The sequence below is a fragment of the Blattabacterium sp. (Blatta orientalis) str. Tarazona genome, assembly GCF_000334405.1.
GTDB lineage: Bacteria > Bacteroidota > Bacteroidia > Flavobacteriales > Blattabacteriaceae > Blattabacterium.
This window is the reverse complement of sequence record NC_020195.1, coordinates 512,416-539,291: the sequence shown is the minus strand read 5'-3', so window position 1 is coordinate 539,291 and position 26,876 is coordinate 512,416. Positions and strand designations below refer to the sequence as shown.

Below are 26,876 nucleotides of genomic sequence, written 5' to 3'. Positions count from 1 at the left end.
ATAACGTTTTATAATGAAAATAACGGATACTCATACTCATTTATACATGAAACATTTTGATGTAGATAGAGATTTAGTCATAAAAAAAGCGATATTTAATGGAATAAATAGGTTCTTTCTTCCATCTATAGATAGCTCAACTATTCATAAAATATTAAAATTGGAAAAAAAATATCCGAAAATATGTTTTCCAATGATCGGATTGCATCCAAGTAAGGTCCATCCAGAAAGTTTAGAAAAAGAATTAAATAATATAAAAAAATGGTTAGATCTACATTCTTTCATTTCTTTAGGGGAAATTGGGATGGATTTTCACTTAGAAAAAAAATTTATTATGGAACAAAAATATGCTTTTCAAACTCAAATAAAATGGGCAAAAATGAAAAATTTACCTATAGTTATTCATTGCAGAAAAGCTTTTGATCAAGTTTTTGAAATTCTAGAAGAAACTTTTCCTACTACAAAAGGAATTTTTCATTGTTTTTCCGGAACTTTAGAACAAGCAAAAAAAATTATTGATTTTGGATTAAAACTAGGCATTGGAGGGATTATCACTTTTAAAAAAAACGATCTCAGCCACTTTTTACATAAAATTAGTTTAAAAAATATCGTATTAGAAACAGATTCTCCATATTTATCTCCAGATCCATTTAGAGGAAAAAGAAATGAACCCATTTATCTAAAAATAATTTTAAAAAAACTTTCTCAAGTTTATTCTATTCCAGAAGAAAAAATAGCTGACATTATTAATATGAATGTACAAGAACTTTTTTTTAATTAAATCATTTTATCCGGTTTTACTAATTTATCAAATTCCTCTATGGTTAAATATCCTAACCTAATAGCTTCTTCTTTTAAAGTAGTGTTATTCACATATGCACATCTTGCAATTTTTGCAGATTTTTCGTATCCTATGCTGGTGTTAAGCGCCGTCACTAGCATTAAAGATCTCTCTAGTAGTTCTTGAATCCTTGCATGATTTGGAGTGATCCCTTGAACACAAAGATTGGAAAAAGAAATGCTAGCATCTGACAAGAGTTGTGCAGACTGTAAAAAATTATAAGCCATTAAGGGTTTAGAAACATTTAATTCATAATTTCCTGATGCTCCAGCTATTGAAATAGCCATATCGTTTCCTATTATTTGTGTACAAACCATCATAAGAGCTTCACATTGTGTCGGATTTATTTTTCCAGGCATGATAGAAGATCCAGGTTCATTTTCAGGAATAAAAATCTCTCCTATTCCTGAACGAGGTCCAGAAGCTAAAAAACGGATATCGTTTGATATCTTCATTAAAGAAACCGCCATTTGTTTTATAGAAGCATGAGATTCTACTATGGCATCATGAGAGGCGATAGATTCGAATTTGTTATCTGCCACTTTAAATGGAAGTCCAGTATATTTACAAATATAGTCAATGACTTTAAAATCATATCCTTCAGGTGAATTTAATCCAGTTCCTACAGCTGTTCCTCCAATAGCTAACTCAGAAAGATGATCTAAAGTTTTTTTGATAGAATTTAACCCGTGATTCATTTGAGAAACATAACCGGAAAATTCTTGTCCTAAAGTTATTGGTACAGCATCCATAAGATGAGTTCTTCCTATTTTAACCACATTCTTGAATGAATGGCTTTTTTTTTCTAAGGTAGAACGCAATTTTTCCAGAGAAGGAATGGTTTTTTCTACCAATTTTTTATAAGAAGCCATATGCATGACGGTAGAATAAGTATCATTAGAAGATTGAGACTTATTAACATCATCATTAGGATGTATAAAAGACTTACTTTTTCCAAGTTTCTCTCCCATTAAAACTTTAGATCTATTAGATATCACTTCATTTACATTCATATTAGAATGCGTTCCAGATCCTGTCTGCCATATAACTAAAGGAAATTGATCATCTAATTTTCCTTCTAGAATTTCTTCACAAACCAAAGAGATAAAGTCTCTTTTCTTTTTGGACAAAATACCTAATTCAAAATTAGCATGTGCAGCCGCTTTTTTTAAAAGAGCAAAAGCGTAAATAATTTCCATAGGCATAGATCCTTCCAATCCGATTTTAAAGTTATTTCTTGATCTTTCTGTTTGTGCTCCCCAATACTTATCCACAGGAACTTGAACTTCTCCCAATGTATCTCTTTCTGTTCTAAAAATCATTTTCCTATTTTTTTACGAAATTAATAAACTTTATATAAAAAAAACATGTATGATAATTAAATTTATAGGATTTTTACTCTTCCTATTCATAGCCATATCTGGATTTTGGTGTGTTATTTTTTTATCTTTTTTTAGCATATACTGGCTTATCAGTGTAGGAATGAACATCATAAAAAAATTGTAAAAAAGAATCGAAAATAGAATAGCTTTTTATGAAAAAAAAAATATTTAAGAGTAAATATTTTTGGATCAGTCTATTTTTCTTTATATGGATGTTTTTTTTTGATACAAATTCTTTAGTATTACACTGGAAATTTAAAAAAAATATAAATAAAATGATCTCAGATAGAGATTCTTTAAAGAAAAAAATTTTTTTGGAAGGAAATCATTTAAAAAAATTAAAGACAGATCCTAAATATCTGGAAAAATTAGCTAGAGAAAAATTCTACATGAAAAAAGAAGATGAGGATTTGTTTGTCATAATAAAAAAAAATTAACGCCCCATATACACTAACAAAATACTTAAATCTGAAGGAGAAACGCCGCTAATTCTTGATGCTTGTGCCAATGAAATTGGACGATGATAAGCTAATTTTTCTCTAGCCTCTAGAGAGAGAGATTGTATTTTTTCATAATTAAAATTTTCGGGAATTTTAAGATTTTCAAGTTTTAACAATTTTTTTGCATTTTCTTTCTCTCTATCAAGATATCCTCTATATTTAATCCGAATAGATACTTGCTCCAAGATTTCTTGAGAAAAATTATTTTTTTCTATTTTATTTTTTAAGGATGGAATAGAAATAATATCATGGATATCAATTTCAGAACGGGATAGAATAATATCTATTTTTTTTTCATGAAATATGATTGGAGATTTTTTTTCAATCAAAATAGGATTGATAATTTCTGGTTTTAAATTCTCCTTTTGAAAAAAAGAAAGACATTTTTCTACCTTAGATTTTTTTTTATCTACTGCTTTCATTTTTCCATCTGAAATGAGCCCAATTTTATATCCCATATAGGTTAATCTTTCGTCTGCATTATCTTGACGTAATAACATTCTATACTCAGCTCTTGAAGTAAACATTCTATAGGGTTCTTCTGTTCCTTTTGTTATCAAATCATCTATTAAAACCCCTATGTAAGCTTGACTTCTTTTAAGAATAAAAGGGTCCTTTTGATGAATTTTTAAATGAGCATTAATTCCTGCAATTATACCTTGCGCGGCAGCTTCTTCATATCCTGTTGTTCCATTAATTTGTCCAGCAAAAAAAAGATTACTAATTAATCTACTTTCTAAAGTAAGTTTTAATTGTATAGGAGGAAAATAATCATATTCAATGGCATATCCTGGTCTTAACATTTTTGCTTTTTCAAATCCTGAAATGTTTCTCAAAGCTTGAGATTGTATTTTTTCTGGTAAAGAAGTTGAAAATCCATTTATATAGACTTCTACAGTATTCCAACCTTCTGGTTCTACAAAAATATGGTGTTCTTCTTTATCTGGAAATCTATAAATCTTTTCTTCAATAGAAGGACAATATCGAGGACTTATGCCTTGAATAGATCCTGTAAAAATTGGAGAAAGTTTTAAATTTTTACGAATTAAATCATGAACTTTTTTATTGGTACATGTAATATGGCATTTACGTTGTTTCCTTAATTTTATAGTATTTGAAAAAGAGAATTTCTTAGGATTTAAATCTCCTTCTTGAGATCCCATTTTATGGTAGTTTAAAGAACGTCCATCTACTCTTGGAGATGTTCCTGTTTTCATCCTTCCATATCGAAATCCTAAACTTTTTAATTGCTCTGTAATTCCTTTAACTTCTTGTTCCGCTATTCTTCCTCCACTAACAATCTTTTTTCCAATATGAATTTTTCCATTTAAAAATGTTCCATTTGTGAGAATAACCGATTTTCCTTTAATTTTTATTCCAAAAGAAGTTATAACTCCTTTTACTTTTTCCTTTTTTACAATTAAAGAAGTAACTGTATCCTGATATAGATCTAATTTTTTATTTTTTTCCAGAAAAGATCTCCAATTATTAGAAAATAATTTTCTATCACATTGAGCTCTTGGACTCCACATTGCAGGCCCCTTAGATTTATTTAACATTCTAAATTGTATCATACTATAATCTGTAATTATTCCGGAATAACCTCCTAAAGCATCTATCTCTCTTATAATCTGCCCCTTTGCTATTCCTCCTATAGCTGGATTACAAGACATTTGACCGATGGTTTGTAAATTTGTAGTGATTAGCAAAGTTTTGGACCCCATATTAGCAGAAGCGGATGCCGCTTCTGCTCCTGCATGACCACCTCCAACTACAATCACATCATAAGTATCTGAAAATAAAAACATGATTTTTTCAAAATTGAAATAAAATTAAATAAAACTCCTCTTTTTTCTTCATGAGTTTTTCATTTATTCTATCCTCATATCCCAAGAAATGCAATATCGCATGTATCATAACTCTTTTTAATTCAACTTGAAAAAGTTGATTCCATTGTTGAGAATTCTCTAAAACACGATCTATGCTAATAAAAACATCTCCAGATATATTATTAGGAGTATGAATAGAAGAATAAGCAAAAGCAATGACATCTGTATAATAATCTTTTTGTAGATATTTTTTATTTAGATTTAAAAGATAATGATCATTACAAAAAATATAATTAATATTTCCAACCTCTTTTCCTTCATTTCTTAATATAAGGTAGATAGTTTGAATAAGAAGAGATCTATTTGTAATAGAGAAGTTAGAAATTTCGTAAAAAAAATTAATCATAAAAAAATTTTTTTATTTTTACGACCACAAATAAATAATTCATATTAAATGAAATGAAAAAAATAAGAAATGCCATTCCAAATATCTTTACTTTATTAAATCTACTTTTTGGATGCATTTCTATAACTTTTTTGCAATCAAAATGTTTTGAATATTCTGCTATTTGCACCATATTTTCATTGACCTTTGATTTTCTAGATGGATTTCTTTCTAGATTCATGAAAAATGAAAGTAAATTAGGTAAAGAATTAGACTCTTTAGCAGATATGATCTCTTTCGGTTTAGTTCCATCGATTATCGTTTTTATTCTCTTGAAAAATATAGAAGGGAACCAAAAAGTTCCATTCATTGAATGGTCAGCTTTTCTAATTGCCATATTTTCTGCATGGCGTTTAGCGGAATTTAATATACAAAACTCTTCTAGAAAAAATTTTGGGTTAACTACTCCAGTAAATGCTTTGTTTTTTACTTCTTTATCTATTCTAAAAAGTAGAAATATAGATTTTCTTGTATTATCTCCTATAAAAATGCTTTTTACGATTTTCTTTTCTTGTTACTTTCTTATATCTAAAATAACAATGCTTTCCTTGGTTTTTAAAGGTATTTCTTGGAAAAAAAATAAAATACGTTATTTATTTTTATTGATTAGTATATTTCTTTTATTAATTTTACACTTAATAGCGTTACCATGCATTATCATTTTTTACATTATAACTTCAATTTATTTTCATAGATTTAGAAAAAATTCACATTAACACATGAAACTACGACTTTATCGTCCTATTTGCTTCTTCGATATAGAAGCTACAGGAGTCAATATTGGAAAAGATAGAATCATAGAAATATCTATATTGAAAATATTTCCAAATGGAAATCAAGAAGATAAAACCTGGCTTATTTTTCCGGAAATACCTATTCCACCAAAATCTACAGCTATTCATGGAATTAAAGATGAAGATGTCGCAGGACAATTACCATTTAAAGATGTAGCCATTCATATTTTTAGAATGATTGAAAATGCTGACTTAGCGGGATATAATTCTAATAGATTTGATATTCCTATTTTAGTGGAAGAAATGCTACGCGCTGGGATATCTTTCGATATCAAGAAACATAAAACAATAGATGTTCAAGTCATTTTTCATAAAATGGAACCTAGAACTCTTTCCGCTGCTTATAAATATTTTTGTAAAAAAAACCTGATAAAAGCTCATAGTTCTAAAGCAGATACATTTGCTACATACGAAATATTGCTGGCACAACTAGAAAAATATCAAGATCTAAAACAAGATGTAAAAAGTTTAAACCAGTTTTCCCACCAAAAAAATTTAGCGGACCTTGCTGGTTTTGTAAAGATAGATGAAGAAGGAAACGAAATATTTAATTTTGGAAAATATAAAGGAGAAAAAGTTTATGAAATTTTCGAAAAAGATCCAAATTATTATGGTTGGATACAGAATTCTGATTTTCCCTTATATACAAAAAAAATATTAACAGGTGTCAAATTACGGAAATTTAATAAATAATTATTTAGCAAGATCTTCTAATTTTTTTGAAATAAAAAGAGTTAAATTTTTACCATGCAACAAATTTTTGGATAAAAGAGTTAAATTGAAGGCCTCTTGAATAAGGATTCTTTTATTCTCTTCTTTTGGTTCCTTTAATATTTTTTTTATTAAAAGATGATTTGTGTTAACAATTAATTGATAAAATTTATTTTGATCATTTTCCACAATTTTTCTTTCTAGAGTATTCATCTCTCTCATTTCTCTCATTCTTCGTAAAAATTCTGGGATGATAATTAAAAAAGGGGAGTCCTTCTTTGACAAATTTTCCAATTTTACGGAAAATTTATATTCTTTCATTAAATGAGTGTTGATAAGATTTTTTAAATCTTCTTTCTCTTTTTCCGAAAGTTCGGAAGAATACTTTTCCTCTTTGTGAATTAATTTATCAATAGGATCTGAATCTATACGAACAAAAGAAATATCTGGATAATCCATTTCCAGTTTTTGGATCAAATGGACTGTAAGTGGACTATTCAAAACTAAAACTTCATAAGATCTATCTTCCGCATTTTTAATATAACTATATTGTCTTTCTTTATCTGAAGTATAGAGAAAAATAATTTTTCCATCTTTGTTCTTTTGAAAGTTTTTTATTTTTTCTTTGAATTCTTCCAAAGTAAAAAACATCCCATTTATAGTAGAAAAAATAAAGAATTTTTGGCTTTTCAAAAAATTTTTTGTGCTAATCATTCCATATTCTACGATAATTTTGATATATTCCCACTTCTTTTGGAAATTTCCCCTATCTGTTCTAAACATAGAATCTAGTTTATCCGATACCTTTCTTGTAATATATTTTGATATATTTTTTACAGATGTATCTGATTGCAAATGAGAACGTGATACATTAAGAGGAATGTCTGGAGAATCAATAACACCTTTTAATAAACTGAGAAAATCTGGAACCACCCCCTCTAAGTTATCCGTAATATAAACTTGATTTTGGTATAGATGTATTCTATCTCTCTGAAAATCAATTTTACTTTCTATTTTTGGAAAATATAAAATTCCTGTTAAACGAAAAGGATGATCGATATTTAAATGAATCCAAAATAAAGCATTTTCTAATTGATTTGGATATAATTCATGATAGAAATCTAGATAGTCTTTATCCCTTAAAAGGGTAGGATTTTTTTTCCAAGCAGGAGTAGTATTATTAATGGATATCTCTTCCTCTTTTTCTGTTGAAGACAGATAGATAATTATAGGCATAAATTTACAATATTTTTGAAGCAATTTTAAAATACGATCGTATTCTAAAAATTCTCTACTTTCTTCATTAAGAAAAAGAACTATTTCCGTTCCTCTATCTCTTTTTTCTATTTCCTTCATCCTGAATGTTGGAGTTCCTTCGCAAGACCAAAAGATAGAAGGTGAATCTTTTTTATAAGATTGAGTGTAAATAACTACCTTACTAGCTATCATAAAAGAAGAATAAAAACCTAATCCAAAATGTCCAATAATAGAAGATGCAGAATTTTTTTCTTGATATTTTTGAATGAATTCTTCCGCACCAGAAAAAGCTATTTGATTGATATATTTTTCTACTTCTTTTTTCGTCATTCCAATTCCATTATCGATGATATGAATGGTTTTATTTTCAATTTTTACTTTGATTTTTAAATCATCAATCCTTTCTTCTATTTTTCCTAATTTTGCTATAGTTTTTAATTTAAGAATAGCATCCGTTGCATTGGATACTAATTCTCTTAAAAAGACTTCTTGATCTGAATAAAGAAATCTTTTAATGATAGGAAAAATATTATCTGAAGTAACACTAATTTTATCCTTTTCCATAAAAATTCGAGATGTTTTATGCAAATAAAAGAAAAATCACAAAGATTATACCATTTTCAATGAAAAAAACATTATGTCAGTCCTATATTTGTATTTTTGGAATAAAAAAAGAATCAATAAACTTTTTTCCATCAAATTCTTTTAAATCTTGTATTTTTTCTCCTACTCCAATATATTGAATAGGAACTTGAAACTGATCCATGATCCCTATAACCACCCCACCTTTAGCTGTTCCTTCTAGTTTAGTTAATATTATGGAAGTAACTTTTACAAAAGAAATAAATTTTTTGACTTGTTCAAAAGCATTTTGTCCCGTAGAAGCATCCAAAACAAGCATAATTTCATGAGGAGCTTTAGGTATAACTTTTTTCATTACTCTACTTATTTTAGCAAGTTCTTCCATAAGACCAACGCGATTTTGCAATCGACCAGCTGTATCAATCAATACAATATCCACATTTCTAGATTGAGCAGATTGTAAAGTATCGTATGCTACAGACGCTGGATCTGCATACATATGTTGTTTTATTAGTGGGACATTAACTGTATTTGACCATATTTCAAGTTGATTTATAGCTGCTGCACGAAATGTATCCGCGGCACCTATAATTAAATTAAATTCCTTTTTTTTTAGAAAAAAAGCCAATTTTCCAATTGTAGTAGTTTTTCCAACTCCATTTACTCCGACCATCATAATTACGTATGGTTTTCTTTCTTCTTCTATTTTTTTTTCTAAACACTCATTTTTAATATTCTTAAATAGGAATTCAATTTCTTCTTTAAGAAATTTATATAATTCTTGAATCTCTCCCCCCCTATACTTTTCCTTTTGAATTTTTTTTTCAAGATTATTAATAATCTTTATAGTAGTTTCTGTTCCTATATCTGAAGATAACAATATTTCTTCTATATGATCAATAAAATCTGTATCTAATTTTGATTTTCGAAAAAAAAGACTCTTTATTCTAGAAAAGAAGGATTCCCTAGTTTTTTTCAATTCACGATCAAATGTTTCTTTCGTTTCCTTATTTTTTAGAAAAAACATGACATCTGTGATTTATTTCAAAATTAGTCATTTTTTTTAAAAAAATTCTTGACCTCGTTCTCAGTTAACATTTTATCTTCAAAAGCATAAGAACCAGATTTTTTTGATTTAATTATTCTAATAGCTAAAATCATTTTTTGGAAAATTTTTTTCTTTTTCTTTTCTGCAATTTTTTTAGACATATTTATTTAATTTCTTTATGAAGAGTATATTTTCTCAGTATCGAATTATATTTCTTTAATTCTATTCTGTTAGGAGTATTTTTTTTATTTTTAGTAGTCACATATCTAGAAATCCCACCAATCCCACTTTTTTTCTGTTCGGTACATTCCAAGATTATTTGAATCCGATTCCCTTTTTTTCCCATTAATATTTATATTTGAAACGTTTTAATGCTTTTTCGATTCCTATTTTATTAATAAGTTTAATAGCAGAAGTACAAATTTTTAAGGTGATCCACTTTTTTCTTTTGTTAAAAAAAACGTTTTTACATAGATTTATGTTGAAGCGACGTTTATTTTTGTTATTAGCATGAGAGACTCTATTCCCGATCATAGCTCTCTTTCCTGTAAGTTCACAAACTTTTGACATGATTATTTTTTTTGCTAACTTTAATCTCTTGATTTAGATAATGCTAATATAGATAAAATATATCTCTTTATTTCAAAAAAATCACCATCTAATTATTTTACATGTCAGGACACAGCAAATGGGCTAATATACAACATAGAAAATCTAATCAAGATTTTAGAAAATCTAAAAAGTTTTCTAAAATCATTAAAGAAATTTCTATTGCAGTTAAAGAATCAGGTTCAGATAAAACTTCGTTTCGTTTAAGAAATGCTCTACTCAATGCAAAATCCGTTAATATTCCTAAAAATACTATAGAAAGAGCTATACAAAAAGCTTCACAAGCTAATACGAATCATTTTAAAAATTTAAATTTAGAAGGAAAAATTTACGGAATTAGCATGATTGTAGAATGTATGACAGATAATAACATTAGAACTAATTCTGACATAAGAATTTTTTTTAACAAAAAAGGAGGAAGATTATGTCATAACGGGGAATTGATTCATTTATTTAATCGCATAGGATTTTTTTCAATAAGAAAAAAAAATGTACCTAACTCTATAGAAGATTTTGAACTTATGGTTATAGATTTCGGAGCAAAGGATCTTATAAAAGATGAAAAAATGGTTTATATATACACAGATTTTGAATATTTTGGAACCATGAAAAATCATTTAGAAAGATTGAATATTTTCCATCAATCTATAGTAAAACGTATAGCAAAACACCCAAAATATATTTCAGAAAAGGAAGAAGAAAGAGTATTAAATTTCATTGGAGAACTTGAAAAACATGAAGATGTAAAAAATATTTATTCCAATATAGTAAAAACATGAAAGTAAGATGTCCTATCGCATTTTTTTTGTAAAGAATGAGGAAAGTCCGGACACCATAGAGCAGTGCAATGGGTAATTCCCATCCACCGAAAGGTGAGGAATAGTGCAACAGAAAGAAAGTACAGGAAAGCTGTAGTGAAATCATGTAAACTCTGTACGGTGAAATGCCATGTATACCGGATAATTTGCTCGATTTGTATCGGGGGGTCGGCAGATAGAGATAGTGGGAAACTACCATCCTAGATAAATGATAGGTATAAAAACAGAATCCGGCTTATAGTCTTGCTTTCATGTTATGGAGAGATGGCCGAGAGGATTAAGGCGCACGTTTGGAAAGCGTGTTCACAAAAAAGTGTCAAGGGTTCGAATCCCTTTCTCTCCGCAGTAGTTTTTTATAGATCAAGAGTTCTCTATATCCCTTAATTGTTTTTCAATTAAGTTTTTTCTTACTCCCATTACAAGATCTATATCTTTGGAAGCCGCTTGTAATTTATCTTGTGCTTGATGAAGTAAAAATCCAAATTTTGTAAACTCCTTTTTTACAGTTTCTAGAATATTCCATACTTCAGAACTTCTTTTTTGAATAGCTAATGTTCGAAAACCTATTTGCAAACTATTTAACATAGCGGCTAATGTAGATGGTCCTGCGATTACTATTTTGTACTTTCTTTGCAATTCTTCTAATAAACTTGAATTTCTTACAATCTCTGCATATATGCCTTCAAAAGGCAAAAAAAGAATAGCAAAATCAGTAGTATGTGGAGGGTCTATGTATTTTTCCTTAATGTCTTTGGACATTTTTTTAAGAACAGATTCCATATTTTTTTTAGCCATTTCTAACTTTTTCTTTTCTCCGAGACTATAGGCCATTTGTATTTTTTCATAAGTTTCTTTTGGAAATTTTACATCAATTGGTAACCATATAACATTTCCATCTCCAAGTCCTGGAAGTTTAATAGCAAATTCTACTACACAATTCGTACTAGATTTAGTAATGACATTGCAGGCATATTGTTCTGGAGCCAAAATTTGTTGTAAAAGCATAGAAAGTTGCATTTCACTGAAACTTCCACAAACCTTCACATGATTTAAAGTTCTTTTTAATGCATTCACATCTTGTGCTAAAATTTTCATATCTCCCAATCCATTCTGTAAGAATAACAATTGATTTCCAATAAATTCAAAAGATTTTCCCAAATGTAAGTTCAAGGATTTTTGAAGTTTTTCATTCACAATTTCTCTAATCTCTTCTAGTTTTTTTTCTGTTATTCTAACTAATTTTTCTTGTTCTCTATGAACAACATTTAATTTATGAGATTGGTTCTCAAAAGAAAGATTCATTTTTTCCTCAATAGAATTTTGAAAATCTCTTATAGATTGTATCAGTCCCTCTTTAAAATCTTTCAAAGTATTTGCCAACTCACGTCGCTGATCTTTTGATTCCTCCCTTAAAAGAATTTCCAGTTTTCTAAAAAAAAAAGGAAAAAAACTATAGAACACAATAATAAAACTCCTAATGGATAGTAGATTACCATAAACAAAATAATCTCAAGAATTATTTTTTTGAAGAAGAAAATAAATAGCGGGAATAGGACTCGAACCTATGACCTTCGGGTTATGAGCCCGACGAGCTACCAACTGCTCCACCCCGCGAATTACATTAAGATAAATTTTTTTATTTATAAAACCAAATAATCGATAAAAATTTATCTTATCCATTCATAGATATTAGGAATTCTTCATTATTTTGAGTTCTAGCCATACGTGATCTTAAAAAATCCATAGCTTCTACAGGATTCATATCGGAAAGATGTTTTCGTAAAATCCACATCCTTTGTAAAGTATTTGGATCTAATAACAAATCATCTTTTCTAGTACTAGAAGAAACCAGATCAATAGCCGGATAAATTCGTTTGTTTGCAATTTTTCTATCTAATTGAAGTTCTTTATTTCCAGTTCCTTTAAATTCTTCAAAAATCACCTCATCCATTTTAGATCCTGTATCGATCATAGCAGTAGCAATAATAGATAAAGAACCTCCATTTTCTATATTTCTTGCTGCTCCAAAAAACCTTTTTGGTCTATGCAGAGCATTTGCGTCTACTCCTCCTGATAAAACTTTTCCAGATGCAGGAGCAACAGTGTTATAAGCTCTAGCTAAACGTGTTATAGAATCTAATAAAATGACTACATCATGAGAACATTCTACCATTCTCTTAGCTTTTTGCAACACTATATTAGCTACTTTCACATGTCTTTCTGCAGGTTCATCAAAAGTAGACGCGATCACTTCTCCTTTAACATTTCGTTGCATATCCGTTACTTCTTCTGGACGTTCATCAATAAGTAATATAATCAAATAGACTTCTGGATGATTAGCAGCAATAGCATTAGCTATTTCTTTTAATAAAGTAGTTTTTCCTGTTTTTGGAGGAGCAACGATCATCCCTCTTTGTCCTTTTCCTATAGGAGTAAAAAGATCGACTATTCTTGTAGAAAGAGTAGAATTTTTTTCAGCTAGTTTAAATTTTTCATTGGGAAATAGTGGAGTCAAATGTTCAAAAGAATCTCTTTCTCTGACAAAAGAAGGAGGCCTCCCATTTATTTCAAGAATTTTAATTAAAGGAAAATATTTTTCTCCATCTTTGGGTGGACGAACTTCTCCTCTTATGGTGTCTCCAGTTTTCATTCCAAAAAGTCTAATTTGAGATTGAGAAACGTAAATATCATCAGGAGATGATAAGTAATTAAAATCAGAAGATCTTAAAAATCCATAATTTTCTGGCATAATTTCTAATACTCCCTCACTAATTATAATGCCTTCAAATTCATATTCAGAAGTACGATATTTATTAGTGATTTTCTGTGAAAATCCACTTTCTGATCCAGTAGAAGATTCTGATCTATCATTTTTTTTCCAATTTTGAAAATATTTTTTTTGGTATTTTCCAGTTTCTTCTGAAAGTTTGGAATAATTTTTTAGATGTTCTTGATTCGTTAATTTTTTTTTCCCCTTGTCACTTTCTAAGAATGTTGTCTTGGACTCCGTATATTTTCGACCTTTAAATCCTTTTTTTAATAAAGAATTTTCTATCTTTGAATTTTTTGTAGATGTTGTATTTTTATTATTGTTACTATTGAAAATGGAAATAATTTTTTCTAGGAGTTCGTTTTTTCGTAGTTGTGTACATTTTTTTAATCCTGAAGAACGAGCAATCTCCTGTAATTCAAAAAGTTTTTTACTTTTTAATTCAGTAATATCAAACATAAAGTAATTGGGTTATATTTATGCCATTCTTGGCTTATAAGACAGTATATAATACTATAAACACAATACAATTATACAAATTAATTTGAACTTCTAGAGAATAAATTAGAAAATATTTTTTTACCTATGTTCTATCGGATACAAACTTTTTATTTATTTATATCCATATTAGTTTCTTCTATTTCTTTACATTTTTATCCCTATTCAAAAAAAAATATCAAGTCTTCTTTTTTTTTATTAGATAGATTCATTTTAATTGTTATAATAACATGTTTAATTCTATCTGTTTTAAGTTTTCTTTTTTTTAAAAAAAAGAAACTACAAATATTTATCAATGGTCTAAATATACTTCTAAATAGTACTATTTTTATACTGATTCTTATTTTTTCATGTCTTCAATCGAATAAATATTTCCTTCTTTCGAGAAAAACGAACCTTTTTCTTACATTTTTATCTATATGTTTCTTATATCTTTCTAGTAAAGCAATCAAAAAGGATATAAAATTAATCCATTCCATGGATAGAATACGATGAAAGATGAAATAAGTATTTAAATTCTTTTTTCTAAAAAAACATTGAAAAAAAATGAAGAAAATTTCATTAATTAAGAAATTTGAAATACTTGAAAAAGAATTTCATGAAATTTCCAATTCCATTATACAACCTCATATTGTATCCAATCAAAAAAAATATAAAACATTCTTAAAGAAGTATCGAAAGTTGGAAAAAGTAGTAAATATTTATGAGAAATACAAAAAAAAGTTAACATCTCTTCAAGAAGCTAACTCTATTTTAAAAAATGATTCAGATCCAGAAATGAAAGAAATAGCTTATTTGGAAAAAAATAAAATTTTGGAAGATCTGTCTGATATTGAAAAAAAATCAGATGATCTACTATTTTCTACTTCTCCTACAGAAAGAGAAAATTTAGAAGACGATCATAGAAATGCTATCGTAGAATTACGTTCTGGAACAGGAGGTGATGAGGCCTGTCTTTTTGTAGAAGATATATTGCGAATGTATATAATGTATTTCAAACAAGTAGGTTGGAAATATAAAATCATCCATGCTCAAAAAGGAGGGATCCAAGGTTACAAAGAAATAATTTTAGATGTGAGTGGAAAAAAAGGAGTTTATGGAAACTTAAAATTTGAATCTGGAGTCCACAGAGTTCAAAGGATCCCAAAAACAGAATCTCAAGGTAGAGTACACACATCTGCTATCACTGTAGCAGTACTACCTGAGATAAAAGATATAGAAATGAAAATTCATTTATCGGATATAAAAAAAGACACATTTAGATCCAGTGGATCTGGAGGACAACATGTAAATAAAACAGAATCAGCTGTACGATTAACACATATCCCAACTAAAATAACAGTAGAATGTCAAGAAGAACGTTCGCAACACAAAAATTTTGAAAAAGCTATGAACGTTTTACGATCACGTATTTATCAAAATGAAAAGGAAAAAAGATTTAAAGAACGATCTATTAAGAGAAAATCTTTAGTTTCTACAGGAGATAGATCCGTCAAAATACGCACATACAATTATCCTAAAGGAAGAGTGACGGATCATAGAATTCATAAATCCATTTATAATCTTGTAGGATTCATGAACGGGAATATTCAAGAAATGATTAATTTATTAAAACTATCTGAAAAAAATCAATAATTCTGATTTGATCCATTATCATTAAAATTGGAATCTAAATGAAGTGTATCTAAAAAATTTGTATTATAGTCTCCTTTCAAAAAGTCATTATTTTGCATAAGCTGTTTATGAAAAGGGACAGTCGTGCGAATTCCTTCTATTACAAATTCATCTAATGAACGACGCATTTTTTCAATAGTCTCTTTTCTACTTTTTGCGGTCGTGATAATTTTAGCAATCATAGAATCATAATAATGTGGGACTCTATATCCTGCATAAACATGGGTATCTACACGAACCCCTTTTCCTCCTGGTAAATGCATTTGAGTAATTTTACCAGGAACAGGACGAAAATCTTGAGAAGGTTCTTCTGCATTAACTCTACATTCCATAGAATACATTTTTGGATAATAATTTTTTCCAGAAAGTTTTTTTCCATTAGCTAAAAAAATTTGTTCTTGTATAAGATCTAAACCCGTTATTTCTTCGGTAATAGGATGTTCCACTTGAATTCTAGTATTCATTTCCATAAAATAAAAATTACGATTTTGATCTACTAAAAATTCTATAGTTCCTACTCCTTCATAACGAATAAATTCAGCAGCTTTTATGGCTACTTCTCCCATTTTCTTTCTCAAAGAAGGAGTTAAAAAAGGAGAAGGAGCCTCTTCCAACAGTTTTTGATTTCTTCGTTGAATGGAACAATCTCTTTCGGATAGATGACAAGCTTTTCCATATTGATCACTAATAATTTGTATTTCTATATGTCTTGGATTGAGAATTAATTTCTCTATATACATATCTTTCTTTCCAAAAAAGGCAAAAGATTCTTTTTTTGCTTCTTCCCAAGAACGCTTTAATCTTTCTTTATCTAAAACAGATCGTATTCCTTTTCCACCACCTCCAGAAACCGCTTTGATAATAAGAGGATACCCAATTTTTTCTGCAATTCTTTCTATTTCCTTATAAGAAGATTCCAAAAAAAAATCTGATCCAGGAAGACACGAAATTCCAGCTTTTTTCATAGTTTTTTTAGCTGAAATTTTATTTCCCATCTGAATGATATGATTTGGAAGTGGACCGATAAACTTAATTCCATGTTTTTTACACATAGATGAAAAATATGCATTTTCAGATAAAAAACCATATCCAGGATGAATAGCGTCTGCATTTGTGATTTCGGCTGCAGATATTAAATTTGGAACATTTAAATACGATTTATATGGAGAAGGAGGACCAATACAGACAGCTTCATCTGCAAAATAAACATGAAGACTATGTCTATCGGCTGTAGAATAAACAGCTACCGTTTTTATTCCCATTTCTTTAGCGGTACGTATCACTCGTAAGGCAATTTCTCCACGATTAGCAATTAATATTTTTTTAAACATAAATTTTGTATGTATACTTTTAATCATTAGGATCTAAAATAAATAAAGGTTGATCATAATCAACTGGAGTAGAGTCTTCTACAAGGATTTTCACGATTTTTCCATCTACTTCAGATTCTATATCATTAAATAGCTTCATAGCTTCTATCACACAAATTTTTGTTCCTATTTTTATCTTATCTCCTACTTTCACAAAGGGCTCTTTATCTGGATGAGGTCTACGATAGAAAGTTCCAATTATAGGAGATTTAATAGTAATGTACTGACTTTTATCAGGTTTTTTTTCCATTTCTAATTTAGAAAACCTATCGGAAAAATCAGGAACAGGAGAATAAATTCTTCTGTTCTTGGATAAAATTGGATTCAATAACTTTTTTCTTTTTTTTCTAAAAATGTTATTCTTAATATGAATTTGAGTTTCTCCTATTTTCACTCTTACTTCACGAATATTAGATTTAGAAATCAATTGAATCAGTGATTTAATATTTTTAAAATCCATAAATTTTACCGCCTACCTATTATTACATGGATGGATTATCTTTTTTCAATACCATTTTCCCTCTATAATATAGTTTCCCTTCATGCCAATAAGCATGGTGATATAAATGTTTTTGGTGATTTAAAGGACATTTAACTAATAAAGGTTCCTGTATTTTTAGATGAGTTCTTCTTTTATTTCTCCTAGATTTAGATTGCCTTCTTTTAGGATGTGCCATGATAATGTACTCTTTTAATAAATCACTAATTTAGAAAGAAAATCAAATGTTCTATAATAAAAATAATTTTTTTATATTTAATGATCATATCCTAATAAATTTTTCTTGATTTTTTTTATGCATCAATTAACTAAACGTAGTGTGGATTATTCCAAATGGTATAATGAAATTATCATTAAATCTGGTTTAGCAGAATTTTCCGGAATTCGTGGTTTTATGATTATAAAGCCATATGGTTTTTCTATATGGGAAATTATAAAAAACACATTAGACAAAATGTTTAAAGAAACGGGACATAAAAATGTTTATTTTCCTATGCTTATTCCTAAATCTTCTTTCTCAAAAGAAAAAAAACATATTGAAAATTTTTCTAGAGAATGCGCTATAGTCACACATTGTAAGTTGAAAAAAAATACAGATCAAGAAGAATTAACTGTAGATCCAAAATCTAAACTACAAGAAGAATTAGTTATTCGACCTACTTCTGAAAGTATCATATGGAAAACTTTTCGACATTGGATTCATTCTTATAGAGATCTTCCTCTTCTTTTGAATCAATGGGGAAACGCTATTAGATGGGAAATGCGAACCCGTTTATTTTTAAGAACCTCTGAGTTTTTATGGCAAGAAGGTCATACTGCTCATTCTACTGAAAAAGAAGCCATAGAAGAAACTAAAAAAATATTAAATATTTATACGGATTTCTCTGAAAAAGTTATGGCGATCCCTGTAGTACAAGGAATTAAACCATACATGGATAAATTTTCTGGTTCTGAAACCACATTTAGTCTAGAGGCCATGATGCAAGATGGAAAAGCTTTACAAATTGGAACTTCACATTTTCTTGGACAAAATTTTTCGAAAGCTTTCGATGTGAAATTCACTAATAAAAATGGAAAAAAAGAATATGTCTGGTCTACATCTTGGGGAGTTTCGACTAGATTAATAGGTGGAATAGTTATGTTACACTCAGATGATCACGGACTGATATTACCTCCTAAAATAGCTCCTATACAAATAGTTATCATTCCTATATACAAAAACCAGAAAGAATTAAGTAAAATAAATGAAATAGCTGAAAGAATCCAAAAAATTATAAAAGAAAAAGGATTTACTGTGAAATATGATAATAGAGAGATTTTTACTCCTGGATGGAAATTTCATGAATACGAAATGAAGGGAATCCCCATACGAATTAACATTGGATTGGATGAAATCCTAAAAGAAAAAGCAGAAGTTTTTAGAAGAGATACTTACGAAAAAGTAGATGTTTCTTGGAATCAGATTATCACTTTTATTCCAAAACTTCTTGATAAAATACAAAAGAATCTCTATCAAAGAGCTTTAAATAGAACCAAAAAATTGACCATGATTTCAGATCATTATGAGGATTTTAAAAAAAAAATAAAACGGTGTAGGAGGTTTTATTCTTGCTCATTGGGATGGAACAAAAAGTACAGGAAAAAAATTCAAGAAGAAACGGAAGCTACTATACGTTGTATTCCAATTTCTACTAAAAAAAAAGGAGGGAAGTGTATTTATTCTGGAAACCATTCTTCTCAAAGAGTTGTTTTTGCAAAATCTTATTAATTTAAGAAGATTAAAAAACGTTTAATTTTCCTATAAATTTATTTATAGATGGAAATTTTTTTTTTTGCAGAAGATCAACTAACTCTTTTCTCAATCTATCAAAAACAGAAACCCCTTCTTTTATAAATTGTGTTCCGATTTGAACCGCTGAGGCCCCACACAATATGTGTTCAAAAATATCTTTTCCGGAACAAATTCCACCACAACCTATTATAGGAATCTCTTTGCGTAGATAAGTATAAAATTGACGAATATTTGCTAATGCAAATGGTTTTATAGTTTTTCCTCCTATCCCTCCAAAACCCATTTTTGGTTGAATCACCACAGTTTCTTTATTGAGATCAATGAAAAGACCATTAGGCAAACTATTAATACAGGTAACAAAGAAAATAGGATATTTATTTAATATAAAAGCCATTTTTTTAATATGCCTATTTTCAAAATAAGGAGGTAACTTAACTCCTAAAGGTTTTTTATAAAATTTAAATATATTTTCGAGGAAATTCGGAATATTATTAAAATCATAACCTAATACTTGATCTTTTCCAAGAATATTTGGACAAGACAAATTTAATTCTACTGCACTGATACGGGAAGAAAGATTGGCTTTATGAAGAAGAAGATAATTTTCCTCTATAGAAAGTCCTGATATAGATAAAAAAAAAGGTTTTTTAGGATTTATTTTTTCTAAAAAATCTAAATAAAAATCTATTCCAAGATTGGGGAGGCCCATAGAATTAATGCTTCCAATATTCCATCCAAAATATCTAGGTTCTAAATTTCCTTTTCTTGGTTTTAAGGTACAACTTTTTGTCACAATAGCTCCGGAAGAACTAATAATCAACTTTTTAAGTTCTTTTTCTGTAGTACAGAGTACTCCTGAAGCATTCATAATACAAGAAGAAAGTTTAATCCCATTTATATCAGAAGATATATCTATTTTCTTTTTTTTCATGATCATAAAAATTGTGTAAGTAATATAATACAAAACCCACCAAGGAGAAAATTTTTAACTTTAACCAAAAAAGGTTTTTTATGGAAGAAAAAGAACAGTTTTTTTTAAAAATTTATAATTTAGGCATTATAAAATTTGGTCATTTTACCTTGAAAAGTGGAATGACTTCTCCTATATATATAGACTTTCGTCCAATAGCTTCTAGACCAGATTTATTAATAAAACTTTCTGATTTGCTTCTTAGTGAAGTTCCATATCATACGTTTGAACTTATTTGTGGAGTCCCCTATGCTGCTTTACCGATAGCTACTACTTTATCCTTAAGGTCAAATATTCCTTTGATTATTAAGAGAAAAGAAAATAAAGGTTATGGAACCAAACGAATGATAGAAGGGATTTACAAAAAAGGACAAAATTGTCTTCTTGTAGAAGATGTAATAACAAGTGGAGATAGTTTATTACAAACCGTGATAGATCTTGAAAAAGAGGGATTGATTATTAAAAATATTCTATCTATTCTTGATCGTGAACAAGGAGGAATAGATAATATAAAAAAAAGAGGATTTAATATACGGACTTTATTTCGTATAGGAGAAGTTTTAAAGATGTTAGAAAAAAAAGATCTTTTAAAGAAAAAAGAAATACATATAATTCAACTTTTTTTCAAAAAAAGAATAAAAAAATTTCAGGAAAAACGTCTTTCCTATGAAGAAAAAAAAGAAAAAATTTCTCATCCCATTGGAAAAAAACTTCTTGATATAACGTTGAAAAAAAAAACAAATTTGATTGTTTCTGCCGACTTAATATACTCTGAAAAAATTTTAGAACTAGTGAATTTGACAGGAGATTCCATTTGTGGATTGAAACTTCATGCAGATATTATTAGTGATTTTTCATCTTCATTCATTGCATCTCTTAAAAAAATTTCTGTAGAAAAGAAATTTTTATTATTTGAAGATAGAAAATTATGTGATGTGGGACCTATAAATTATCTACAATTACATCATGGGATACACAAAATTTCTTCTTGGGCAGATATTTTAACGGTACATCTACTTGCAGGAAGTATCAGTATACAAAACTTGAATATTCCTTCAAATATGGGATTAATTACTGTGTCTGAAATGTCTTCTTCTGGAAGATTATCTGATGATAATTATATAAGAAAAGCTTTAAACATCTCTTTGAAAAATCCAAAAGTAATTGGAACCGTAGCACAAAGAAGAGTAGACAATAGATTATTATTATTTACTCCTGGAATACATTTTTCTCAATCAAAAGAAAATTCTATGGGAAATACGTACATTCATCCTAATCTAGCTTTTCAAAAAAACAAAAGTGATTTTATCATAGTTGGAAAAGCTATTTATCAATCTAAAAATCCAAAATTTTTGGCAGAAAAATATAGAGAGATAGGATGGAAAGCTTATGAAAATGGACTTTAGAAATTATACTTAATACAACAAAACTTAAAATAAAAACATGAATAGATTAAGTTTTTTTTCAAAAAAATTAATGGGACTGATTATATTTTTGTTTAATTTGTGATAGATTAAGAGGAGGATAATAGAATAAAATCGTAGATATTATTAATGATATTTTATCATTTTTTATCCTCAAAAAAACTTTAGTTCGAAACTTAAAAATTTTTGAATAAATTTTGAATATGGAATGGATAAATTCATTAATCAGTTGTTTCATGATCCTTTTTAGCATTATAGATATACTAGGAAATGCTCCCATAATTATGGGTTTTAAATCTAAAGGAAATATTATAGAGACAAAAAAAGTGATAGTGACTTCTCTTATTATCTTTTTATCTTTTTTGTTTTTAGGACAACCTATGCTAAAAATTATTGGTGTAGATGTCCACTCTTTTTCCGTTGCAGGATCTATCGTTTTGTTTTTAATTGGATTAGAAATGATTTTAGGCATAGATCTTCATAAAGTAACAGAAAATGCCCAAACTTCTATCGTTCCAATTGCTTTTCCACTTATAGCTGGACCTGGATCCTTGACTACTCTAATTTCTCTAAGAACTACTTATGATGTAAATATTATTCTTATTTCTTTAATACTCAATATGATAGTAGTTTATTTCGTTATAGATAGATGTGATTTTATAGCTGAAAAAATAGGATCTAATGGTTTAGATATACTAAAAAAGATATTCGGGATCGTTTTATTGGCTTTTGCAGTAAAAATTTTTGGAGCTAACGCAGGTCAATTATTTCAATAAAGATGAGGTTTCAATATCTCTTATTATATTAAATATTTTTTTAATAGAGGGATTAATATCCTGAAATTTTGGTAAAAATTTTCCTATATAAATAAATACAATATGATAACTACAACTAGTTCTCTCTATTTTTTCTTCTAAAATAAATTTATTTAATAAAAAAGAGGCCCGCAATAAACGTTTTATTCTATTTCTATGTACGGCTTTTTTGAAATTTTTTTTTACCAAAGTTCCAATTAGCTCTGTCCATCTCGTTTTCTTTTCCTTATTTGGATACAATAAGAAAAAACTATAAATAGGGAATACAGGTAATAATTTTCCGTATTTGATTGTATTATAAATAATATTTTTTTTTCTTTTTACTTGAAAGCCCATACCTTATCTTATTATTTTTTCTCATTATTCATAAATTCCTCCAACTTAGAAACCATCCCTATAGATCCACAAATGAATGGAGTCCTTTGATGTAATTTGAAAGGTTCTATATCTAGAATTCTTTTTTTTCCATCAGAAGCTTTTCCACCAGCTTGTTCTGTTAAAAAGGCCATCGGATTACATTCATAAAGTAACCTCAATTTTCCATTTGGAGAAAGCGCTGTTTTGGGGTAAATATATATACCTCCTTGTATCAGATTTCTATGAAAATCTCCCACTAAAGATCCAATATATCGTGCCGTATAAGGGCGATTATCTTTTTCTTCTTGACAGTATCTTATAAATTTTTTGATACCATTAGGGAATCTAACATAATTCCCATCGTTGATAGAATAAATTTTTTCTACTTCTGGAAAATGAAGTTTAGGATGAGATAAATAAAAAGTTCCTACAGAAGGATCCAAAGTAAATCCATGTACTCCATTTCCTGTAGTATAGACCAATATAGTGGAGGATCCATAAATAATATATCCTGCAAGAATTTGTTTATTTCCTTTTTGCAAAAAATCTTCTATTCTTAAATCCATTTGAATAGGAGTCTTCTTGATATATACTGAAAATATAGTCCCAATAGACACATTGACATCTATATTGGAAGAACCATCTAGTGGATCTATTAAAACAATGTATTTCTTTTGAAAAGGATTTTCTTTTTCTCCCTTTATCACTATAAAATCTTTGCTTTCTTCCGAAGCAATTCCACAAACTACATTTCTGCTTTTAAATGATTCAATAAAAATTCTGTGTGCAAACTCATCTAGTTTCTGTTGATTTTCTCCTTGTATATTAGTTATTCCGGAACTTCCAATTTTTTCTGTTAAACCGGCTTTATTCACCTCCTTATTAATAGCTTTAGCTGCTAATTTAATAGAACTAAATAACCGTAATAAATCTTCTGTGGAATATAAAAAACGATCCCTATTTTCTATGATAAATTCTCCTAAGGTATACATGACGTATTTGGAAAATATATAAATATCAGATTTTTTTCTTTTCCAAAAACAACGAAGATTTTTAAAGAAAAAAAATATTCTATTTTGTATACAAATTTATAGTTAATATCATTTGAAAAAATAATGGAATATAAATTGTAAAAATTCAAATTTTAATCTTTAAAAAAAAAGTTATAAATTTTTTATTTTTAACCACAAAAAAAAAGAAGGAATAAATACATTATAAATAACTTTCATTCGTTTTTGAGTAATTTTATTAGTTCATGAAAATTCTTCAAATTTCATTTATATTATTATGGCGTGCCTGGTTTTTTCTAATCAATATCTTTTTAGTGCCATTATGGGCAGGAGCTTCTATTCCATTTCTTTTTAAAGATAAATATTATCATATTGCATATTGGTTTCACCAAATGTGGGCGAGAAGCAATCTTTTTCTCATGGGTTTTTGGTATGTCTTAGAAAAAGAGAAAGAAGAAACATTAGATAAGAATAAACAATATGTGATAATCAGTAATCATAGTTCTATTATGGACATAATGTTGATTTACTCTTTAATGAGAAACCATCCCTTAGTTTTTGTAGGAAAAGCTGAGCTAGCTAAACTTCCTTTTTTTGGTTTTGTTTATAGAAGAAGCAACATATTAATAGACAGGAAAAATTTATCTAGTTGCATGCAAGTATTTAAACAAATACAGGAAAAAGTAGATTCTGGAAAAAGTGTCTGTCTTTTCCCAGAAGGAGGAGTTCCTAATCCTTCTATTTTTTTAGATCATTTTAAAAGTGGGGCCTTTTCTATCGCTATAATAAAAAAAATACCTATTGTTCCATTTACCATAGCTGATATAAAAACAAAGTTTCCAAGTTTTCCTATTATAAAGGGAGGACCTGGAAAAATACGAATAAAACAACATCACTCCATTTCAACAAAAAACTTATCCTTAAAAGACAAAAATTTCCTAAAAGAAAAATGTTTTAATTTAATTAAATATCAATTAGAAAAATTTGAACGTGAAAAAATAAAAAATGATAATTAACTCGTGAACAAAAAAATTCATATTTACACAGATGGTTCTTCCAAAGGAAATCCTGGACCTGGGGGATATGCTATTTTTATAGAAGTAGTAGGAACTACTTATAGAAAAGTCCTTTCCGAAGGTTTTCGTTATACCACTAATAATCGAATGGAACTATTAGCCGTCATAGTTGGATTAGAAAAATTACAAAAAAAACAGAATATTGTGGTGTTTACCGATTCTAAATATGTGGTAAATACTATTCAAAAAAATTGGATAGATCAATGGAAAAAAAGAATTTTTATAAAAAAAAACGTAGATCTATGGATCCGATTTTTAGATATATTTAATCAACATTTTATTGTTTTTCAATGGATAAAAGGACATGATTTTCATTATATTAATGATTATTGTGATCGACTATCGGTAGAAGCTTCCAAAAGAAAGAATTTAAAAATAGATCATGTCTATGAAAAGAAAAAAAATATTCATTAATTATAATTTCTTTGTCTAAGGACTTCATATATGATTATAGACATAGCATTACTTACATTTAGAGAATCCATATCTCCAAACATAGGAATGGTTACTATTTTGTGAGCGATATTTAACCAAATAGGCGATACCCCCTTGCTTTCTGAACCTAAAACGATAGCTAAACGTGAAGAAAATTTAGTTCTATATAATTGTATAGACTTTTCATGAAATCCTGTTACTACAATTTCCATTTTTTTCTTTTGCAACCAGGAAATAATGGTTTTTTTTTCCTCAATGAGAATTTTGTTTGTAAAAACACTTCCTAGACTACATCTAATTATATTAGGATTGTAAATATAGGTTTTTATATTACATAATATAATGAAATGAACCCCGACCGCATCAGCTATTCTTAGCATAGATCCTAAATTTCCAGGTTTTTCTATCCCATCCAATATAAGAATAAAAGGATTTTTATAGATTTTTATATTTTCTAGTCTTTCAAGATTTTTTCTTTTAAATAAGGCAATGATCCCCCCGGAATTTTCTCTATAGGCTAATTTTTTGAAGGTTTTTATGCTAATAAAAAAAACAATGTGATTAAACGATTTGATAAGATTATATTTGTGAAATATTTTTTTGCATATGAAAATTTCTATGGGAAAAAAATTCCCTTTTATTGCCATTTCAAATTCTTTAATTCCTTCTACAAAAAATATTTTCCTGGAACTTTTTTTATAAATTTTTATTAAATTCTTAATTTTATGACAACGTGTCCCATATATGTTTTCCATGATTATGAAATTTCTAAAAAATATGATAGAACTTACATGAGTCTAGCTATAGAATGGTCAAAATTATCTTAGAATGAATTATGAAATTTCTAAAAAATATGATAGAACTTACATGAGTCTAGCTATAGAATGGTCAAAATTATCTTATTAGTAAAAAAAAAAGTAGGAGCTATTATAGTCAAAAATAATCGGATCATATCTGATGGATACAACGGGACTCCAAGTGGATTTGATAATATATGTGAAGATAAAAATGGAGAAACAAAATGGTATGTTTTACATGCAGAAGCGAATGCTATTTTAAAAATGTCTACTTCTTCGTATTCTTGTAAAGGCGCTTTTTTATACATTACACATTTTCCATGCAAAGAATGTAGCAAATTGATTTATCAATCTAAAATTAAAAGAGTAGTATATTTATATGATCATAAATATTCCATAAAAAATGATGGATTAAATTTTTTTAGAAAATCTAAAATCATAGTAGATCCTATTTTTATTTTTTTAAATGATCACGAAACCCAGATGGCGGAATAGGTAGACGCGTTGGACTCAAAATCCAATGATTTTACATCATGCGGGTTCGAATCCCGCTCTGGGTACTACTTTTATCAC

Annotated in this window: 30 protein-coding genes, 3 tRNA genes and 1 other RNA gene; 16 read left to right on the top strand and 18 right to left on the bottom strand. The window is 28.1% G+C overall.

Annotation, left to right across the window (positions count from 1 at the left end; translation table 11 throughout):
- Positions 1–13 precede the first annotated feature (13 nt).
- On the top strand, positions 14–781 hold the full coding sequence (locus tag BLBBOR_RS02665; protein ID WP_015370897.1) for a TatD family hydrolase: 768 nt from the start codon (positions 14–16) through the stop codon (positions 779–781).
- On the opposite strand, the gene fumC is transcribed toward BLBBOR_RS02665, so the two are convergent.
- The gene (gene fumC, locus BLBBOR_RS02660) at positions 778–2,163 is read right to left on the bottom strand and encodes a class II fumarate hydratase (RefSeq protein ID WP_015370896.1); all 1,386 of its coding nucleotides are present in this window, start codon (positions 2,161–2,163) and stop codon (positions 778–780) included. The genes BLBBOR_RS02665 and fumC overlap by 4 nt on opposite strands.
- A 212-nt stretch (positions 2,164–2,375) precedes the next feature.
- Between fumC and BLBBOR_RS02655 the strand changes: the two genes are divergently transcribed.
- Positions 2,376–2,660, top strand: a complete 285-nt coding sequence (locus BLBBOR_RS02655; RefSeq protein WP_015370895.1) for a septum formation initiator family protein — start codon at positions 2,376–2,378, stop codon at positions 2,658–2,660.
- Here BLBBOR_RS02655 and mnmG read toward each other — a convergent pair.
- Together mnmG and ybeY are read right to left on the bottom strand one after the other, a co-directional pair.
- Positions 2,657–4,531 (bottom strand): tRNA uridine-5-carboxymethylaminomethyl(34) synthesis enzyme MnmG, encoded by a 1,875-nt coding sequence (mnmG, locus tag BLBBOR_RS02650; RefSeq protein WP_015370894.1) that lies wholly within the window; start codon positions 4,529–4,531, stop codon positions 2,657–2,659. The two genes, BLBBOR_RS02655 and mnmG, sit on opposite strands and share 4 nt — an antisense overlap.
- A gap of 7 nt (positions 4,532–4,538) precedes the next feature.
- Positions 4,539–4,958: an rRNA maturation RNase YbeY gene (ybeY, locus tag BLBBOR_RS02645; RefSeq protein ID WP_015370893.1), complete on the bottom strand. Its 420-nt coding sequence runs from the start codon at positions 4,956–4,958 to the stop codon at positions 4,539–4,541.
- Between the two features lie 53 nt (positions 4,959–5,011).
- On the opposite strand from ybeY, the gene BLBBOR_RS02640 reads away from it, so the two are divergent.
- Positions 5,012–5,713: a phosphatidylcholine/phosphatidylserine synthase gene (locus BLBBOR_RS02640; RefSeq protein WP_015370892.1), complete on the top strand. Its 702-nt coding sequence runs from the start codon at positions 5,012–5,014 to the stop codon at positions 5,711–5,713.
- A 3-nt stretch (positions 5,714–5,716) separates the two neighbouring features.
- A complete protein-coding gene (locus BLBBOR_RS02635) occupies positions 5,717–6,484 on the top strand; it encodes a 3'-5' exonuclease (RefSeq protein WP_015370891.1) in 768 nt (255 codons plus the stop codon).
- Here BLBBOR_RS02635 and htpG read toward each other — a convergent pair whose 3' ends face one another.
- The 5 genes from htpG to rpmB form a co-directional block, all read right to left on the bottom strand.
- On the bottom strand, positions 6,485–8,323 hold the full coding sequence (htpG, locus tag BLBBOR_RS02630) for a molecular chaperone HtpG (protein ID WP_015370890.1): 1,839 nt from the start codon (positions 8,321–8,323) through the stop codon (positions 6,485–6,487). It lies immediately after the preceding gene.
- 82 nt (positions 8,324–8,405) lie between these two features.
- Complete coding sequence (gene ftsY, locus BLBBOR_RS02625; RefSeq protein ID WP_015370889.1) at positions 8,406–9,368, bottom strand: signal recognition particle-docking protein FtsY; 963 nt, start codon at positions 9,366–9,368, stop codon at positions 8,406–8,408.
- A 23-nt stretch (positions 9,369–9,391) separates the two neighbouring features.
- A complete protein-coding gene (locus tag BLBBOR_RS03230; RefSeq protein ID WP_015370888.1) occupies positions 9,392–9,550 on the bottom strand; it encodes a DUF4295 family protein in 159 nt (52 codons plus the stop codon).
- 2 nt (positions 9,551–9,552) lie between these two features.
- Complete coding sequence (gene rpmG, locus BLBBOR_RS02620; RefSeq protein WP_015370887.1) at positions 9,553–9,735, bottom strand: 50S ribosomal protein L33; 183 nt, start codon at positions 9,733–9,735, stop codon at positions 9,553–9,555.
- The gene (rpmB, locus tag BLBBOR_RS02615) at positions 9,735–9,959 is read right to left on the bottom strand and encodes a 50S ribosomal protein L28 (RefSeq protein WP_015370886.1); all 225 of its coding nucleotides are present in this window, start codon (positions 9,957–9,959) and stop codon (positions 9,735–9,737) included. Before rpmB ends, rpmG begins: the two co-directional genes overlap by 1 nt.
- 101 nt (positions 9,960–10,060) lie before the next feature.
- Between rpmB and BLBBOR_RS02610 the strand changes: the two genes are divergently transcribed.
- The 3 genes from BLBBOR_RS02610 (at position 10,061) to BLBBOR_RS02605 (ending at position 11,159) form a co-directional block, all read left to right on the top strand.
- Positions 10,061–10,777 (top strand): YebC/PmpR family DNA-binding transcriptional regulator, encoded by a 717-nt coding sequence (locus tag BLBBOR_RS02610; RefSeq protein ID WP_015370885.1) that lies wholly within the window; start codon positions 10,061–10,063, stop codon positions 10,775–10,777.
- An RNA gene (gene rnpB / locus BLBBOR_RS03170) (RNase P RNA component class A) lies at positions 10,777–11,070 on the top strand. The genes BLBBOR_RS02610 and rnpB overlap by 1 nt, the downstream gene beginning before the upstream one ends.
- Before the next feature lie 4 nt (positions 11,071–11,074).
- Positions 11,075–11,159 (top strand) — tRNA-Ser (locus BLBBOR_RS02605).
- A 17-nt stretch (positions 11,160–11,176) separates the two neighbouring features.
- Here the strand turns inward: BLBBOR_RS02605 and BLBBOR_RS02600 are convergent.
- The 3 genes from BLBBOR_RS02600 to rho all read right to left on the bottom strand — a co-directional run bounded on the left by BLBBOR_RS02600 (position 11,177) and on the right by rho (position 14,045).
- Positions 11,177–12,277 carry a DNA recombination protein RmuC gene (locus BLBBOR_RS02600; protein WP_015370884.1) on the bottom strand — a complete coding sequence of 367 codons (1,101 nt, stop codon included), beginning with the start codon at positions 12,275–12,277 and terminating at the stop codon, positions 11,177–11,179.
- A gap of 80 nt (positions 12,278–12,357) precedes the next feature.
- Positions 12,358–12,430 (bottom strand) — tRNA-Met (locus BLBBOR_RS02595).
- A gap of 58 nt (positions 12,431–12,488) precedes the next feature.
- On the bottom strand, positions 12,489–14,045 hold the full coding sequence (gene rho / locus BLBBOR_RS02590) for a transcription termination factor Rho (protein WP_015370883.1): 1,557 nt from the start codon (positions 14,043–14,045) through the stop codon (positions 12,489–12,491).
- Between the two features lie 126 nt (positions 14,046–14,171).
- On the opposite strand from rho, the gene BLBBOR_RS02585 reads away from it, so the two are divergent.
- Positions 14,172–14,579, top strand: coding sequence for a DUF4293 family protein (locus BLBBOR_RS02585; RefSeq protein ID WP_015370882.1), 408 nt, complete (start codon positions 14,172–14,174; stop codon positions 14,577–14,579).
- Positions 14,580–14,630: 51 nt separating this feature from the next.
- The gene (prfA, locus tag BLBBOR_RS02580; RefSeq protein ID WP_015370881.1) at positions 14,631–15,719 is read left to right on the top strand and encodes a peptide chain release factor 1; all 1,089 of its coding nucleotides are present in this window, start codon (positions 14,631–14,633) and stop codon (positions 15,717–15,719) included.
- On the opposite strand, the gene accC is transcribed toward prfA, so the two are convergent.
- From accC to rpmF, 3 genes are read right to left on the bottom strand one after another with little or no spacing between them, the layout of a single operon-like run.
- A complete protein-coding gene (gene accC / locus BLBBOR_RS02575; RefSeq protein ID WP_015370880.1) occupies positions 15,713–17,089 on the bottom strand; it encodes an acetyl-CoA carboxylase biotin carboxylase subunit in 1,377 nt (458 codons plus the stop codon). The two genes, prfA and accC, sit on opposite strands and share 7 nt — an antisense overlap.
- 19 nt (positions 17,090–17,108) lie before the next feature.
- On the bottom strand, positions 17,109–17,588 hold the full coding sequence (gene accB / locus BLBBOR_RS02570; protein ID WP_015370879.1) for an acetyl-CoA carboxylase biotin carboxyl carrier protein: 480 nt from the start codon (positions 17,586–17,588) through the stop codon (positions 17,109–17,111).
- A 22-nt stretch (positions 17,589–17,610) separates the two neighbouring features.
- Positions 17,611–17,805 (bottom strand): 50S ribosomal protein L32, encoded by a 195-nt coding sequence (rpmF, locus tag BLBBOR_RS02565; protein ID WP_015370878.1) that lies wholly within the window; start codon positions 17,803–17,805, stop codon positions 17,611–17,613.
- A 117-nt stretch (positions 17,806–17,922) separates the two neighbouring features.
- Between rpmF and proS the strand changes: the two genes are divergently transcribed.
- Positions 17,923–19,395 carry a proline--tRNA ligase gene (proS, locus tag BLBBOR_RS02560; protein ID WP_015370877.1) on the top strand — a complete coding sequence of 491 codons (1,473 nt, stop codon included), beginning with the start codon at positions 17,923–17,925 and terminating at the stop codon, positions 19,393–19,395.
- Positions 19,396–19,405: 10 nt separating this feature from the next.
- Here the strand turns inward: proS and BLBBOR_RS02555 are convergent, their stop codons facing one another.
- Positions 19,406–20,356, bottom strand: a complete 951-nt coding sequence (locus BLBBOR_RS02555; RefSeq protein WP_015370876.1) for a dihydroorotate oxidase — start codon at positions 20,354–20,356, stop codon at positions 19,406–19,408.
- 74 nt (positions 20,357–20,430) lie between these two features.
- Between BLBBOR_RS02555 and pyrF the strand changes: the two genes are divergently transcribed.
- Both pyrF and BLBBOR_RS02545 read left to right on the top strand, forming a co-directional pair.
- Complete coding sequence (gene pyrF / locus BLBBOR_RS02550) at positions 20,431–21,795, top strand: orotidine-5'-phosphate decarboxylase (protein WP_015370875.1); 1,365 nt, start codon at positions 20,431–20,433, stop codon at positions 21,793–21,795.
- Positions 21,796–22,016: 221 nt separating this feature from the next.
- The gene (locus BLBBOR_RS02545; protein ID WP_015370874.1) at positions 22,017–22,589 is read left to right on the top strand and encodes a MarC family protein; all 573 of its coding nucleotides are present in this window, start codon (positions 22,017–22,019) and stop codon (positions 22,587–22,589) included.
- Here the strand turns inward: BLBBOR_RS02545 and BLBBOR_RS03155 are convergent.
- The gene (locus BLBBOR_RS03155) at positions 22,578–22,964 is read right to left on the bottom strand and encodes a ribonuclease P protein component (RefSeq protein WP_015370873.1); all 387 of its coding nucleotides are present in this window, start codon (positions 22,962–22,964) and stop codon (positions 22,578–22,580) included. The two genes, BLBBOR_RS02545 and BLBBOR_RS03155, sit on opposite strands and share 12 nt — an antisense overlap.
- An 11-nt stretch (positions 22,965–22,975) precedes the next feature.
- Complete coding sequence (fbp, locus tag BLBBOR_RS02535) at positions 22,976–23,977, bottom strand: class 1 fructose-bisphosphatase (protein WP_015370872.1); 1,002 nt, start codon at positions 23,975–23,977, stop codon at positions 22,976–22,978.
- Positions 23,978–24,240: 263 nt separating this feature from the next.
- Here fbp and BLBBOR_RS02530 point away from each other — a divergent pair, with 263 nt between their 5' ends.
- The gene (locus tag BLBBOR_RS02530) at positions 24,241–25,011 is read left to right on the top strand and encodes a 1-acyl-sn-glycerol-3-phosphate acyltransferase (protein ID WP_015370871.1); all 771 of its coding nucleotides are present in this window, start codon (positions 24,241–24,243) and stop codon (positions 25,009–25,011) included.
- A 3-nt stretch (positions 25,012–25,014) separates the two neighbouring features.
- Positions 25,015–25,485 (top strand): ribonuclease HI, encoded by a 471-nt coding sequence (locus tag BLBBOR_RS02525; RefSeq protein ID WP_015370870.1) that lies wholly within the window; start codon positions 25,015–25,017, stop codon positions 25,483–25,485.
- Here BLBBOR_RS02525 and BLBBOR_RS02520 read toward each other — a convergent pair.
- On the bottom strand, positions 25,482–26,261 hold the full coding sequence (locus tag BLBBOR_RS02520; RefSeq protein WP_015370869.1) for an RNA methyltransferase: 780 nt from the start codon (positions 26,259–26,261) through the stop codon (positions 25,482–25,484). The two genes, BLBBOR_RS02525 and BLBBOR_RS02520, sit on opposite strands and share 4 nt — an antisense overlap.
- Positions 26,262–26,390: 129 nt before the next feature.
- Between BLBBOR_RS02520 and BLBBOR_RS03225 the strand changes: the two genes are divergently transcribed.
- Both BLBBOR_RS03225 and BLBBOR_RS02510 read left to right on the top strand, forming a co-directional pair.
- Entirely contained in the window at positions 26,391–26,798 is a 408-nt protein-coding gene (locus BLBBOR_RS03225) for a deaminase (RefSeq protein WP_015370868.1), read from the top strand.
- Positions 26,781–26,863, top strand: a tRNA-Leu gene (locus tag BLBBOR_RS02510). The genes BLBBOR_RS03225 and BLBBOR_RS02510 overlap by 18 nt, the downstream gene beginning before the upstream one ends.
- Positions 26,864–26,876 lie beyond the last annotated feature (13 nt).